General features: G+C 68.7%; 14 protein-coding genes. 2 read left to right on the forward strand and 12 right to left on the reverse strand.

Going from position 1 to position 12,982, the window contains the following annotated elements; genetic code table 11:
* Positions 1–181: 181 nt before the first annotated feature.
* Positions 182–565 (reverse strand): VOC family protein, encoded by a 384-nt coding sequence (locus tag CVV76_RS13585; RefSeq protein WP_102225215.1) that lies wholly within the window; start codon positions 563–565, stop codon positions 182–184.
* 45 nt (positions 566–610) lie between these two features.
* Positions 611–1,420 (reverse strand): SDR family NAD(P)-dependent oxidoreductase, encoded by an 810-nt coding sequence (locus tag CVV76_RS13590; RefSeq protein WP_102225216.1) that lies wholly within the window; start codon positions 1,418–1,420, stop codon positions 611–613.
* Positions 1,421–1,465: 45 nt separating this feature from the next.
* Here CVV76_RS13590 and CVV76_RS13595 point away from each other — a divergent pair, with 45 nt between their 5' ends.
* Positions 1,466–1,849 carry a winged helix-turn-helix transcriptional regulator gene (locus CVV76_RS13595; protein WP_102225217.1) on the forward strand — a complete coding sequence of 128 codons (384 nt, stop codon included), beginning with the start codon at positions 1,466–1,468 and terminating at the stop codon, positions 1,847–1,849.
* A 74-nt stretch (positions 1,850–1,923) separates the two neighbouring features.
* Here CVV76_RS13595 and CVV76_RS13600 read toward each other — a convergent pair whose 3' ends face one another.
* The 9 genes from CVV76_RS13600 to CVV76_RS13640 all read right to left on the reverse strand — a co-directional run bounded on the left by CVV76_RS13600 (position 1,924) and on the right by CVV76_RS13640 (position 10,958).
* Entirely contained in the window at positions 1,924–3,021 is a 1,098-nt protein-coding gene (locus CVV76_RS13600; RefSeq protein ID WP_102225218.1) for an NAD(P)/FAD-dependent oxidoreductase, read from the reverse strand.
* Positions 3,018–4,124: an alpha-hydroxy acid oxidase gene (locus CVV76_RS13605; protein ID WP_102225219.1), complete on the reverse strand. Its 1,107-nt coding sequence runs from the start codon at positions 4,122–4,124 to the stop codon at positions 3,018–3,020. Before CVV76_RS13605 ends, CVV76_RS13600 begins: the two co-directional genes overlap by 4 nt.
* A complete protein-coding gene (locus CVV76_RS13610) occupies positions 4,121–4,999 on the reverse strand; it encodes an ATP-binding cassette domain-containing protein (RefSeq protein WP_102225220.1) in 879 nt (292 codons plus the stop codon). Before CVV76_RS13610 ends, CVV76_RS13605 begins: the two co-directional genes overlap by 4 nt.
* Complete coding sequence (locus tag CVV76_RS13615) at positions 4,996–5,832, reverse strand: ABC transporter ATP-binding protein (protein ID WP_102225221.1); 837 nt, start codon at positions 5,830–5,832, stop codon at positions 4,996–4,998. The genes CVV76_RS13610 and CVV76_RS13615 overlap by 4 nt, the downstream gene beginning before the upstream one ends.
* Before the next feature lies 1 nt (position 5,833).
* Positions 5,834–6,763 (reverse strand): ABC transporter permease subunit, encoded by a 930-nt coding sequence (locus tag CVV76_RS13620; protein ID WP_102225222.1) that lies wholly within the window; start codon positions 6,761–6,763, stop codon positions 5,834–5,836.
* Complete coding sequence (locus CVV76_RS13625) at positions 6,756–7,763, reverse strand: ABC transporter permease subunit (protein ID WP_102225223.1); 1,008 nt, start codon at positions 7,761–7,763, stop codon at positions 6,756–6,758. Before CVV76_RS13625 ends, CVV76_RS13620 begins: the two co-directional genes overlap by 8 nt.
* 82 nt (positions 7,764–7,845) lie before the next feature.
* A complete protein-coding gene (locus CVV76_RS13630; protein WP_102225224.1) occupies positions 7,846–8,196 on the reverse strand; it encodes a RidA family protein in 351 nt (116 codons plus the stop codon).
* A 54-nt stretch (positions 8,197–8,250) separates the two neighbouring features.
* Complete coding sequence (locus tag CVV76_RS13635) at positions 8,251–9,354, reverse strand: NAD(P)/FAD-dependent oxidoreductase (protein WP_102225225.1); 1,104 nt, start codon at positions 9,352–9,354, stop codon at positions 8,251–8,253.
* The gene (locus tag CVV76_RS13640; protein ID WP_102225226.1) at positions 9,351–10,958 is read right to left on the reverse strand and encodes an ABC transporter substrate-binding protein; all 1,608 of its coding nucleotides are present in this window, start codon (positions 10,956–10,958) and stop codon (positions 9,351–9,353) included. The genes CVV76_RS13635 and CVV76_RS13640 overlap by 4 nt, the downstream gene beginning before the upstream one ends.
* Positions 10,959–11,102: 144 nt before the next feature.
* Here CVV76_RS13640 and CVV76_RS13645 point away from each other — a divergent pair, with 144 nt between their 5' ends.
* Entirely contained in the window at positions 11,103–12,038 is a 936-nt protein-coding gene (locus CVV76_RS13645) for a LysR substrate-binding domain-containing protein (protein WP_199178602.1), read from the forward strand.
* A gap of 195 nt (positions 12,039–12,233) precedes the next feature.
* Here the strand turns inward: CVV76_RS13645 and CVV76_RS13650 are convergent, their stop codons facing one another.
* A complete protein-coding gene (locus CVV76_RS13650; RefSeq protein WP_102225227.1) occupies positions 12,234–12,920 on the reverse strand; it encodes a GntR family transcriptional regulator in 687 nt (228 codons plus the stop codon).
* Positions 12,921–12,982: the final 62 nt, after the last annotated feature.

The raw sequence follows: 12,982 nt of genomic DNA on the forward strand, positions 1-12,982 counted from the left end.
TCGAGGATGCCGATTACAACGGATGAGCCCGCCGCACGAGACAAACCGCCGGGCCGCCCCGGCTTCGTTGCTCCCGTTGACCAGTTGCACCCAAAAGGGCCGGCGCGGCGATCGGGCAGGCACCCGTCGCAACCACCCGGGCGCGCGGGTGCCGCCGAATGTGGCCTGACGGCCCTGAGGTTCAGCCGGCGCCTTGGTGGACCACTTCCACGTTGTTTCCGGCCGGGTCGATGACGAAGCCGGCATAATAGGCGTTGTGGTACTTCGGGCGCAGGCCCGGTGCGCCATTGTCCGTGCCACCCGCGGACAGCGCGGCCGCATGAAACGCCGCCACCTCTTCGCGGTCCTTGGCACAAAACGCCATGTGAATCGGGGGCGGCTCCGTCCCCTCTGCGCCGCCGATGAAGAACTCGACCCAATCGCGGCCGAAACCGGCGACGCCGCCCCCGGGGCGGTCGACATGGAACTTCATCTCTATCCCCAGCGGCGCAAGTGCGGCTTCGTAGAAGCGCTGCATCTCCGCAAGGCGGGTGGTCTTGAGGCTGATGTGGTCGAAGATGCTCATTCCTGCTTCCTTTCGATCGTGATCATGGGGGCGTGCACGCGCGCGTCAGATCGTCGGCAGCATTCCCCCGTCCAGACGCAGGTTCGCGCCCGTCATGTAGGAGGCGCGCGGGCTGGCGAGGAAGGCGACGGCATCCGCGATTTCCTCCAGCGTGCCGACGCGCCCGATGGGCACCTCCGCGAAGAGCGGAAGGACGGCGGCCTCCACCTCGGCCCAAGGGGCGCCGGGCGCGACGCCCCGCTGCTGTGCCACCTCGCGGAACCTGGCATCGAGCTTCTCGCTGTGGATCGTGCCGGGCGACACCGTGTTCACCGTCACCCCCTCGGCCGCGACGGCCTTGGACATGGAGGCGGACATCGCCAGCATCGCCGCCTTGGCGGCGGAGTAATCCGGGTTCGCCGCCGGAGGCATCAGCCCGGCGAGGCTTGAGATATTGATGATCCGCCCCCACCCGGCACGGCGCATCTGGGGCAGCACGGCCTTTGCCACGCGCACGGCCGCCAGCACGTTGGCGTCATAGGTCGATGCCCAGGCCCCGGGTTCGGTCGTGCCCCAGTCGGAACCACCGCCGGAGCCACCCGCGTTATTGACGAGGATCTCGATCTCCCCCGCGACCGCCCGGGCCTCGGCCAGCATCGCATCCACCTGCCTCTCGTCCGTCAGGTCCCCGGTCACCACATGCGCCGTTCCGCCGGCCTCGCGGATCTGCCTCGCCACGCCGCAGGCCAGATCCGCGTCGCGGCCATGAACGATGACGATGGCCCCTTCCCCGGCCAGCCCCCGTGCGATCCCGGCGCCGATGCCCTTGCTGCTGCCGGTCACCAGGGCAATCTTCCCGTGAAGGTATAGATCCATGATCTGGCTCCTCTTATCCTGAGCCCGTGATGTAGGAGCGCCGCTATGGATGCCGCAAGAACGCACCAAAAGGTGCCTGTCCCCGAACCGGACCGAAGCGCCTGCCTCGGGCCGGATGGCGCGGTGGCGCATGTGACCCGCTGCCTGCGGATGATCAGCGGACGATGGAAGCTGCCGATCCTGTTTCGCCTCTACGCGGACGAGGTATTGCGAAGCTCCCAGCTGTTGCGCGACATCCCGGACGTCTCGCAGAAGATGCTGACCCAGCACCTGCGGGAGCTTGAGGCGGACGGGCTGATCCGGCGGACGGATTTCGGCGAAGTGCCCCCGCGGGTGGAATACCGGCTGACCGACCGTGGCGAGGCGCTGATGCCGGTGCTGCTTGCCGCACGCCAGTTCGCAGAGGACCACGGGCAAGAGGCCAAATGACAGCGAGGGAGGCTGTCACCCCATAAGGGCGCCCTCCTCACGCCCCCCTGGAACGCCGTGGTCGGGCCCCCGGATCAGCCATCGGACGCGTCCCGAGCGTAGAACCGTGCCGGCCTCATCTCTGCCAGATCCGCCACGCGTTCGCCTTGCAGGATCTCGCGCGCGACAAGCTCCGCCCAGACGGGCCCCCAGCCGATACCGCCGTGCGATACGGCCAGGTAGAGGCCCGCAAGCCAGGGCAGACCGCCGATCACCGGGCCGCCCGTCGGCATCGCCCGAATGCCGATCCGGACGTCCGAGAGCGGAACGTCGGTGAGGGCCGGGATCGTCCGGGCGATATCGGCAAGCATCCCGGCGGCCGACGCACCGTTGAGCGCGTGGCTCCGCGTCAGGGACTCGCCCCGCCAGTGCAGCGCCAGCCCGTGATCGTAATCGGGACGCGCGAGCCATGCGGCGCCGTTGACCACTTGCCGCGGCAGCCCCTCGCGCCCGGCACCGGCATAGAGCATGACGCCCGGCGCCAGCGAGACCGGGATCGCAAGGCCCGCCATCGCCGCGACGGCGGGTGTCGCGGCCCCCGTCGCCAGCACGACCATATCCGCCTCAAGCGTACGGCCGTCGCGCAGCTCCACCCCCGTCACCCGGTCGCCACGGCGCGAAATCGCCGCCACCTCGCCCCGAAGGAGATGGCCCCCGAGGCTTTGGAAGTTCCGCACGAGGAGGTCGATCATCCGTGGCGCGTCGACCCAGCCCGAGCGCAGTTCCAGCGCCGCGCGCGCATCCGGGGCGGGGCGCAGTTCGGGGGCCAGTTCGGCGATCTCCGCGGCATCCAGCAGGTCGAGCGCGATCCCCGCGGCGCGGCATCCCGCGACCGCCGCATCGAACCCGGGGACGGCCTCGGCAAAGGTCAGCGTGCCCGACCAGTCCAGCCAGTCGCCGCCAAGCGCCTCGTGCAGCCGGTCGAAGCGGTCATTCACGCTCAGCCTCAGGCGCGCCTGTCCGGCGGGCTCGGGCCAGGCGACCTGCGGAAAGGTAGAGAGCCAGGAGAACGACGCCCGCGAGGTACCCGCCCCGGGCGCCGGATCGACCAGCGTCACATCGCCTCCCTCGCAGACCAGGCGATAGGCGATATTCGCCCCGATGGCGCCCGCGCCGACGACGACGATCCTCATGGCATCGACCGGAAGACCGCAGGCGACAGGTCCGACACGCGCGAACAGCCAAGGTGGCCCAGCGTCGTCCAGAATTCGTCGCGCAGAAGGTCGAGCGTGCGCTTGACCCCGGCCTCGCCATCCGCCGCCAGCCCCAGCGCCGCGATCCGCCCGAGGCAGACCGCGTCGGCGCCAAGCGCCAGTGCGGTCGCGATGTCGCTGCCGCGCCGGATACCGCTGTCGAAGACGATCGGCACATCGGGACCGGCCTCGTCGCGGACCTCGGCCAGCGTGGTGATCGAGGCGGGCTCGCGGTCCAGCGTGCGGCCGCCATAGTTCGAGACGTAAAGCCCGACCGCCCCGGCCTTCAGCGCGGCGCGGGCATCCACGCGGCTGTTCACGCCCTTGACGATGCAGGGCAAGGGTGCCTCGGCGATCACCCGCGCGGCTTTGGCCCAGTCCCAGCGGGGACGGGTGAAATCCAGAAGCTCGCGCAGCATCGCATCGTCGGATTTCCCCGGCCCGAAGTTCGAGGGCGTCCCCGCCCCGGGCATGGAGAAGCGATCCTCCATCATCCGCTCGCGCCATTGGCGGATCGGCGAGTAGGTCACGCAGATATGGCCGTAGCCCGCGGCCTTGGCGCGGTGCATCATGTCGATGACCGCCGTCTCCTCGCCGCAGAACGTCATCTGGAAGACCGCCGCCGCGGGGCTTGCCCCGGCCACCTCCTCGAGCGAATGGCCCGCCGCGACCGGCACCATCTGGGCGATCCCGGCGGCATGGGCGGCGCGCCCGACCGCCAGCATTCCGTCGGGGTGGAACAGGGTCTCGCCCCCGCCGAACGGCGCGGTGAAGGCCGGGAAGGACAAGTCGCGCCCCAGCACCCGGGTGCCTGTGTCGGGGTTCGAGATCCCGGCGAACAGCGGCGTCTCGAAGACGTAGGCATCGAAGGCCGAGACATTCGCCCGTGCTGTCACCTCGTCTCCGGTGCCGCAATGCATGTAGTTCCAGACCTGATCGGACAGGTTCTGCCGCGCCTGCCGCCGGATCCCCACCAGCGAGGCGTATTTCTCGCGCGTGGCATAGCGGTCGTCGCGACGGACGTCTTCGCGCGCTTCGGTCATTCGGGCATCTCCCTGTCGTGCGTAACTGTGTTGGCGTCGGCCCGGGCCGCCTGGCGTGCGGCCAACCGGCTGCGGATGGCATCGACGTCGGTCGAGGGGGTGGCCGCCAGCAATTGCCGGGTGAAGGGGTGTTCCGGCGCCGTGAACAGCGCCTCGGCCGGGCCCCGTTCCACCACCTCGCCCGCGCGCATCACCATCACCTCATCAGAGATCCGGCGCACCACCGACAGGTCGTGACTGATGAAGACATAGGCCAGCCCCATCTCGCGCTGAAGCGCCGCCAGAAGGTTCAGCACCTGCGCCTGCACCGACAGATCCAGCGCGCTGACGGGTTCGTCGAGGATCAGGATCGCCGGATGCACCATCAATGCCCGGGCAATGGCGATGCGCTGGCGCTGCCCGCCCGAGAACATGTGCGGATAGCGCCCCGCATGGTCGCGGGTCAGGCCCACGCGTTCCAGCATGTCGCCCACCCGTTCGCGACGCGCGGCGGCCGGCAGATCGGTGTTCAGCGCAAGCTCATCCTCCAGTGCCGCCCCCACCCTCTGGCGCGGGTTGAGCGAGCCGTAGGGGTTCTGGAACACGATCCGCACCTTGCGCCGGAGCACCGCATCGGGCCGGGCGCGGGCGATGTCGACGCTTTCGCCGTCGATCTCCAGCGTGCCGTCGGTAAACGGGTCGATCAGGGTAAGGATGCGCGCCAGTGTGGACTTACCGCAACCGCTCTCGCCCACGACCGAAAGGGTCTGGCCGCGCGCCAGCGTCAGGTCCACGCCCTTGAGCGCGCGGAACGGTGGCGCGGCCCGCAGGATTCCGCCGCGGCCCGGGTAGTCGCGGACAAGGCCGCGCGCCTTCAGGACGACCGGCGCGCTCATGCCCCCTCCTCCTCGGTGAAGGCCACGCCGTCCAGGTCGCTCCCTCCACCCGCCCGCTCCGGCAGCGCGGCGAGAAGGGCCCGCGTATAGGCATCCTTCGGCGCCGCGAAGAGGCTGAGGACATCGGCCTCCTCCCGCGTCCGGCCGCGGTACTGCACCATGACGCGGTCGGCGGTTTCGGCCACCACGCCCATGTCGTGGGTGATCATGATCATCGCCATGCCGGTCCGGGCCTGAAGATCCATCAGTAGGTCGAGGATCTGTTTCTGTATGGTGACGTCCAGCGCGGTCGTCGGCTCGTCCGCGATCAGAAGGCGGGGGGCGCAGGCGATCGCCATCGCGATCATCACCCGCTGGCACTGCCCCCCGGAAAGCTGGTGCGGATAGGCGGCAAGCTTCGCCTCCGGCTCGGGCAGGCCCACGGCACGGAACAGCTCCACGATGCGGCGGCGGCGGGCGGCGCGGCCCAGCTTCTGATGGGTCTTCAGCACCTCGCCCACCTGAAGCCCCACGGTGAAGCACGGGTTGAGCGAGGCGATCGGTTCCTGGAAGATGATCGCCATTTCGCGGCCAATGAGACGCCGCCGCGCCCGGGGTGACAGCGCCAGCAGGTCGGTCCCGTCGAAGCGCATCGCGTCGGCGCGCACCGTCGCCGTGTCGGGCAGAAGCCCCATCACCGCCAGCATCGCGACCGACTTGCCCGACCCGCTCTCGCCGACGATGGCCAGCACCTCGCCCGCGTCGACATGCAGGTCGATGCCGATGGCGGCCTCGAGCGGGCCGTCCGCGGTGTCGAAGGTGACCGAGAGGTTGCGTATCTCCAGAAGCGGCATGTCAGCTCCGTTTCAGACGGGGGTCGAGGACGTCGCGCAGCCCGTCGCCGCAGAGGTTGATCGCCAGCACGGTGATCAGGATCGCCAGACCCGGCATGGTGACCACCCACCAGGCGGACAGGATGAACTCGCGCGCGTCGGCAAGCATCGTGCCCCATTCCGGCGTCGGCGGCTGCGCACCGAGGCCCAGGAACCCCAGCGCCGCGGCGTCGAGGATCGCGGTCGAGAACGACAGCGTGCCCTGCACGATCAGCGGCGACAGGCAATTGGGCAGGATCGTGCGCAGCATCAGCCGCGGGGTCGAGGCGCCGGCGATCCGTGCCGCGATGACGTATTCGCTGCCCTTCTCGGCCATCACGCTGGCCCGGGTGAGCCGGGCGAAATGCGGTTGCAGCACCACTGCGATGGCGATCATCGCGTTCATCAGCCCCGGCCCCAGGATGGCCACCAGCACCAGCGCCAGCAGCAGCGACGGAAAGGCCAGTACCACGTCCATCACCCGCATGATCACCGCGTCCAGCCAGCCGCCGAAATAACCCGCGATCAGGCCCAGCGTGATCCCGATGCTGAGCGCCGCCACCACGACCACAAGCCCGATCATCAGCGAGGTCCGCGCGCCCATGATCAGCCGCGAGAGGATGTCGCGGCCCAGCGGATCGGTGCCCAGAAGATAGGCCGTGCGCCCGCCCTTCTCCCATGCGGGCGGCAGCAGGAGAGCGTCGCGGAACTGCGTCACCGGGTCGTGCGGCGCGAGGAGCGGGGCGAACAGCGCCACGAGGAACAGCGCCGCCACGACGCCAAGGCCCAGCACCGCGCTGCGGTTCTGCCGGAAGCTGCGCCAGAAGGCGGCGAAGGCCGCGCGGGCGGTGCCCTCGCGGGCGCCGGGGCGTCGGGGCGTGCCGCCCAGGGCGGGGATGCGGGGATCAGGCATGGCGGATACGGGGGTTGATGACGGCATAGAGGATATCCACGACGAGGTTGACCAGCATCACCATGGTCGCGATCACCAGGAGGCCCGACTGCACCACCGGGTAGTCGCGGCTGGAGATCGCATCGACGATCCACTTGCCGATGCCTGGCCAGGAAAAGATCGTCTCGGTCAGGATCGCCCCGGTCATCAGGGCGCCGACCTGAAGCCCTACCACCGTGACCACCGGGATCAGCGCGTTGCGCAGTGCGTGCCGCCCCACGACCAGCCCGGGCGCCAGCCCCTTGGCCCGGGCGGTGCGCACGTAATCCTGCCCCAGCACCTCGAGCATTGCAGAGCGCGACTGCCGCGCGATCACCGCCATCGGCACCGTCGCCAGCACGATCGACGGCAGGGCCAGATGCGCCACGGCAGACCTGAAGGCGCCGGGCTCGCCCGACAGCAGGCTGTCGATCAGCATGAAGCCGGTGGGCTGCGGAAAGTAGTACATGAGCGAGATCCGCCCCGAGACGGGCGCCCAGTGCAGAACCCCCGCGAACAGCACGATGAGCAGGAGCCCCCACCAGAAGATCGGCATCGAGTAGCCCACCAGCGCGGTCGACATCGACAGCTGGTCGAACCACGTCCCCCGCTTCACCGCCGCCAGCACGCCCAGGGGCATGCCGATCACCACCGCCAGCACCATGGCGCAGATCGACAGCTCCAGCGTGGCGGGAAAGAAGGTCAGGAAGTCGTTCAGCACGGGCCGGTGCGTCACCAGCGACGTCCCGAGGTTGCCATGCGCCAGCTGCCCCAGATAGCCGAGGTACTGCTGCCAGAGCGGCCGGTCGAGGCCCAGCCGCGCCATCGCGGCGGCGTGTTCCTGCACGGTCATGCCCTTGTCGCCGGCCATGAGCGTCACCGGGTCGCCCGGCAGCAGGTGGATGAAACCGAAGGACACGATGGTGATCCCGAAGAGCGTGGGGATCAGCATCGCGATCTTGCGGACGATGAAATTCAGCATGCGGGCAAATTCGGCATTCGGGGGGGATCCGGGGCGTTGGACGGGGCCACTGGCGCGGCCCCGCGTGTTGAGGTCTGGCCGGTCAGTCCACCGCGGCGGTGATCACCACCTCGATCAGCCGGCGCGGATCGCCGAGATCGGCCACCCCGATCGCCGCGCGCGATGGCAGATGCTCGGCCGGGATCCAGCCCATCCAGACCTCGTTCATCTCGGCCTTCTTCGACATGTCGGAAAGGTAGACCCGGGCATGAAGGATCCGCGTCCGATCGCTGCCGCAGGCGGCCAGCAGCGCGTCCAGCTTGTCGCAGATCTCGCGGGTCTGGCCCGCGATGTCGAGGCCGATATCGGTGGCGGCGTGCCCCGAGGCATAGAGCACGCCATTGTGGATCACCCCACCATGAAGGTGCGGGCGGGGGTTCTTGCGTTCGATCATCTGTCTGATTTCCTTGAGGTTCGGCGAAGTTCGGCGGAAGTCGGCACCGGGGGCTCAGGCCCCGGGCGCATAGGGGGTCAGGTCGACCTCGGGGGCCTCCCCGGAGGCAAGGCGCGCCAGCTGGCGCCCGGCGAAAGGCCCGATCGTCAGCCCCGACGCGCCCAGGGCATTGCCGAGGATCAGCCCCTCGATCCCCGGCACCGCGCCGAGGATCGGGGTGAAGTCGGGGCCGGCCGGGCGAAAGCCGATGCGCGTCTCGATCAGGCTGGCGCGGGCTAGACCCGGGGCATAGCGCAGGGCCGCGCTCAGCACCTCGTGCTGGCCCGCTGCGGTCACGCGGTAATCGAAGCCCGCGCCGTCCTCGCGCGTGGCGCCGACCACGACCCGGCTGTCGTCGAAGGCCAGAAGGTAATGGCTGGCCATCGGCAGCAGCACCGACCAATGCGCGGTCTCGACCCCGGGAAGACCGAAATGCAGGATCTGCCCGCGCTGCGGCACCACCGGATGGGCCAGCCCCAGCGGCCCGAGGATCTGCTGCGCCCAGGCACCCGCGGTCACCACCACGCGGTCGGCCGGGATCTCGGCGCGCTGGCCGTCGCGCACGCGCACCCTGCCCCCCTCGACGTCGAGAGTGGCGTAATCGCTGATCACCTCGGCCCCCAGCGCCACCGCGGCACGCAGCATCGCGGGCGCCAGCTGGCGGGCGTTCACGCGCGCCCCGCCGGGCACGAAGAAGGCCTTGTAGTCCGGGTTGATCGGCGGGAAATGCTTCTGCGCCTCGGAGGGCGGGATCTCGTGGAAACCGCCGGATTCCGGCGCGTCGGCGGTGCGGGCGGCCAGCCGCTCGCCCGCCGCGTCGTAATCGGCCTGCATCTCCGAGGTGACAAGCGCCCCGGTCTTGCGGTAGCCCACGTCGGTTTCGCCCCGCGCCGCGAGATCGGCGATCATCGCCTCGTAATAGCGCGCACCCGCGGCATACATCCGGTACCAGACCGGATCCTCGACCTTGGTCGCCCAGGGGCAGACGATGCCCGCCCCCGCCATGGTCGCCTTGCCCTGGTGCCCGTGGTCGATCACCGTCACCGCGTGCCCCTGGAGGGCAAGGTGATAGGCGGTGCTGGCGCCAAGGATCCCGGCGCCGACGATCACGACCTTCATTGCACCGTCACCCCCGAGAAGCGCGACGATCCGAAGACCGCCGGGACGAAGCCGTGCACCGACTTGTTGACCGCGGTGATGGTGTCCGCGCCGCCCAGCACGACGACCGGCACCTGCGCGTGCACCTCTTCCTGCGCCTGGTGATAAAGGTCGGTGCGCTTGGCCTTGTCGGTGATCGCACCGGCCTCGCGCAGCAGCTTGTTGAACTTCGGATCGCACCACGACCCGATGTTCGAGGGCGCAGGCGTGCCGTCGGCCGAGCAGCTGAGGTAGTTGTTCAGGATCTGGCTGGGATCGGGAAAGTCATAGATGCCGCCGAACATCGCCACGTCCGCCTCGTGATGCTGCGCCCGCTTGATGTATTCGGCCCATTCATAGGTCTTGATGTTCGCCTTGACCCCGATCTTGGCCCAGTCCGCCTGGATCATCTCGGCCGCCCGCTTGCCGTTCGGCATGTAGGGACGCGACACCGGGATCGCCCAGAGATCGGTGGAGAAGCCCTTGGGATAGCCCGCCTCGGCCAGAAGCTTCTTTGCGTCCTCGGGGTCGTACTTGTAGGGCCCGATGTCCTTGGCAAAACCCCAGAGCGAGGGCGGCACCACGGCCCCGGTGACATGACCCATGCCGTTGTAGACCACCTTCACCAGGCTCTTCATGTCGATCGCCTCGGCCAGCGCGCGCCGGACCTTGACGTTCTCAAGCTCCTTCTTCTTGACGTTGAAGTGCAGGAATCCGGTCGAGGGCACCTTGGTGCGCACGGCCTCGAGGTTCGGCGCCTTGTCGATCTGGGCCTTGTCGGAAAGATTCGGATAAAGGCTGATCAGGCATTCCCCCGCCAGCGCCCGCTGCAACCGGACCGAGGCATCGCCCGAGATCGCCATCACGACCGCGTCCACCTCCGGCGTGCGGTTCTTGTCGCCGATCTTCGCCCCCCACGTCCCCTTGAACGGGATCAGGCGCACCATGGAGTCGGTCTGGTAGGCCTGGAAGCGAAACGGCCCGGTCCCGATCGGATCCTGGTCGAACTTCTCGGGCGTGCCGGCCTTTGCCATCGCATCGGCATATTCCTTCGACGTCATGCCGAGAGAGCCGTGCGACATGGTCCCCAGAAAGGCCGCGTCGGGCTTCTTCAGGGTGAAGGCGACGGTGTAGTCGTCGACCTTGGTGATCTTGGCGATGTTGCCCTTCAGCTTGGCGTTGAAGGTCGGGTAATTGCCGCCCGAGACGTCGTGATAGGGGTTCTTCGGATCGGTCATCCGGTCGAAGGTGAAGATCACGTCATCGGCGTCGAACGGTCGGGTCGGCTTGAACGCGGCGTTCGACTGCCACGCCACATCGTGACGCAGCTTGAACGTGTAGGTCAGGCCGTCCTTCGACACGCTCCAGCTTTCGGCCAGCGCCGGCTCCAGCGTCGAGCCCCCGCGCGAGACCGAGACCAGCCCGTCGTAGATCTGGCCCAGCACGGTCATCGTCGTGCCGCTGTTGGTGAGCTCGGGGTTGAAGATCTCGGGCGCCCCCTCGAGGCAGACCGTCAGCACCTTGGCCTGAGCCGCCGGGGCCGCCGCGACGAGCAGCGCCGCCAGCACATATCTGAAGTTTCTCATCTTGCACCTTCCTGTCATCGCATTCGTCCGCGGTCTGGAAACCTGCCGCTTCGGAGCTCAGGGAGGGCTGTCGATTCATGATTGTCAAATTCGTAAAAGGCGGACCAATATGAACACAGGTTATAGTGGAAAGGGGATCGTCCGATGGCCTCGATGAATGTCCGGCAGCTCGAGGCGTTTCACGCGGTGATGGAAACCGGGTCTGTCACGCTGGCGGCGGAGCGGCTGGGGGTTTCACAGCCAGCGGTGAGCAAGTTATTGAAATCGTTCTCGGAAACCTGTGGGTTCAAGCTGTTTACCCGGTCCGGCGGGCGGATGCTTCCGACCGCCGACGCGCGGCTTCTGGCAACCGAGGTGGAGCGGCTCTTTTCCGGCACGGAGCGCATCCAGAAGCTTGCCCGGGCGGTGCGCGACCGCGAATGGGGCGAGGTCTCCGTCGCGGCGCCGCCGGCGCTCTCTGCCCGTTTTTTGGCCCATGCGCTGTCGCCCTTCATGAAAAGCCAGCGCAAGATGCATGTTTCGCTCAGCTCCTACTCCAGCCCGCGAGTCGCCGAGCTGGTGGCAAGCCAGCAGATCGACATCGGCCTGACGGTGCAGCCGTTCGACCATGCCGACGTCACCTCGGAATCTCTGATGCGTTTCGCCATGGTCTGCGCGCTGCCCGCCGCGCATCCGCTGGCGCAGCGCAAGGTGATCCGCATCGACGACCTGCGCGGCGAACCCTTCGTCGGGCTGCAGCGCGACGATTGCTCGATCATGACGATCGACCGGGCGTTCCAGCTGCGCGGGGTCGAGAAGCGCAGCGTGGTGCAGGTGCCGATGTCCGAGACCGCCTGCGACTTCGTGGCCGGGGGGGCCGGCGTGTCGATCGTGCCGTCCTTCGTGGGGCTCGGCTACAGCACGGACCAGCTGGTCAAGCGGCCGCTGCTGCCGCTGACCACGATGACGCTGTGGATGCTGATCCCGGCCTCCCGGCCGCCGTCGCTGGCGGCCCAGAAAGTGGCCGACGTGATCCGCGCGGCGACGCGCGCGCACGGCATCGACCCCTCGATCATGACCACCTCGGTGGAGATCGCCTGAGGCGCGGGTCGAACCGGCCCCTCACACCGGCCCCGGCCATCACCGCCGCACCGTCCGGACAGATGCGTTCCGCGCTTGGGCGGACATCGGGGCAAAGCGCGCCGCCCGCGCACAACCCAGCGGCAGGCGGCCCCCCCCAATATCACGGCCGCGCTTGTTCATCGGCCTGGCACTGCCCCGCGGCGATGCCTGCTGTCAGGTTTGGGCCGGCGCGGTCACGGCTTCACTCAACATCCGCAGCGCCACATCGCAGGCGTTCGCAACGTGGAGCGACGCCAGGCGCTGCGCCTCGTCGGCATCACGCACGGCCAGCGCGGCAGCCAGCTGGTCGATTTCCGACAGGCTGTGCGGCAGGCGGTCAGGATGCATCAGCGAGGTCGCGCGCAGCAGATTGATGCGCGAATAAAAGCTCTGGAGCACTTCGCGCAGCAGGGCGTTGCCGCAATGGCCCAGCATGATGTCATAAAGCTTGCCCTTTGCCTCCAGCACGCGCTCGGTCTCGCCCGTGGCGGCGGCCTCGCGCAGGCGGGAGGCCGCGCGGCCGAATTCCGCCAGCGCGCCGGGGCTGCCGTTGAGGGCGAATTCCCGCGCCGCGTATCCTTCCAGCAGGCCGCGCAGCGCGTACAATTCACGCGCCTCCTCGACCCCGATGCTGGCGACCATGGGCCCCTTGTGGGGGATGATGCGCACCAGCTTTTCCGCCTCGAGCTTGCGCAGCGCCTCGCGCACCGAGGTGCGGCTGACGCCGAGCGCCTCGCACAGTTCACGCTCCACCAGCCGCTCGCCCGGGGCATAGCGGCCCGAGAGGATCGCCTGGCGCAAGGCGTCCTCGACCTGGCGGCGCAGGGTCTCTGGCTGGAGGGCGGCGATGCGGGTGCTCATGCGCGTACTCTGTCGGACAATATGATGAAAGTCCTGTGTATCATCGCCGCCCGTGCGGTCGC

Origin of the sequence: Acidimangrovimonas sediminis, assembly GCF_002871005.1 — a bacterium.
Classification (GTDB): domain Bacteria; phylum Pseudomonadota; class Alphaproteobacteria; order Rhodobacterales; family Rhodobacteraceae; genus Acidimangrovimonas; species Acidimangrovimonas sediminis.

What these genes read in the sequence shown, in the direction of transcription:
- CVV76_RS13585 (WP_102225215.1), bottom strand. Translation starts at nt 565, where the DNA reads ATGAGCATCTTCGACCACATCAGCCTCAAGACCACCCGCCTTGCGGAG.
- CVV76_RS13590 (WP_102225216.1), bottom strand. Translation starts at nt 1,420, where the DNA reads ATGGATCTATACCTTCACGGGAAGATTGCCCTGGTGACCGGCAGCAGC.
- CVV76_RS13595 (WP_102225217.1), top strand. Translation starts at nt 1,466, where the DNA reads ATGGATGCCGCAAGAACGCACCAAAAGGTGCCTGTCCCCGAACCGGAC.
- CVV76_RS13600 (WP_102225218.1), bottom strand. Translation starts at nt 3,021, where the DNA reads ATGAGGATCGTCGTCGTCGGCGCGGGCGCCATCGGGGCGAATATCGCC.
- CVV76_RS13605 (WP_102225219.1), bottom strand. Translation starts at nt 4,124, where the DNA reads ATGACCGAAGCGCGCGAAGACGTCCGTCGCGACGACCGCTATGCCACG.
- CVV76_RS13610 (WP_102225220.1), bottom strand. Translation starts at nt 4,999, where the DNA reads ATGAGCGCGCCGGTCGTCCTGAAGGCGCGCGGCCTTGTCCGCGACTAC.
- CVV76_RS13615 (WP_102225221.1), bottom strand. Translation starts at nt 5,832, where the DNA reads ATGCCGCTTCTGGAGATACGCAACCTCTCGGTCACCTTCGACACCGCG.
- CVV76_RS13620 (WP_102225222.1), bottom strand. Translation starts at nt 6,763, where the DNA reads ATGCCTGATCCCCGCATCCCCGCCCTGGGCGGCACGCCCCGACGCCCC.
- CVV76_RS13625 (WP_102225223.1), bottom strand. Translation starts at nt 7,763, where the DNA reads ATGCTGAATTTCATCGTCCGCAAGATCGCGATGCTGATCCCCACGCTC.
- CVV76_RS13630 (WP_102225224.1), bottom strand. Translation starts at nt 8,196, where the DNA reads ATGATCGAACGCAAGAACCCCCGCCCGCACCTTCATGGTGGGGTGATC.
- CVV76_RS13635 (WP_102225225.1), bottom strand. Translation starts at nt 9,354, where the DNA reads ATGAAGGTCGTGATCGTCGGCGCCGGGATCCTTGGCGCCAGCACCGCC.
- CVV76_RS13640 (WP_102225226.1), bottom strand. Translation starts at nt 10,958, where the DNA reads ATGAGAAACTTCAGATATGTGCTGGCGGCGCTGCTCGTCGCGGCGGCC.
- CVV76_RS13645 (WP_199178602.1), top strand. Translation starts at nt 11,103, where the DNA reads ATGGCCTCGATGAATGTCCGGCAGCTCGAGGCGTTTCACGCGGTGATG.
- CVV76_RS13650 (WP_102225227.1), bottom strand. Translation starts at nt 12,920, where the DNA reads ATGAGCACCCGCATCGCCGCCCTCCAGCCAGAGACCCTGCGCCGCCAG.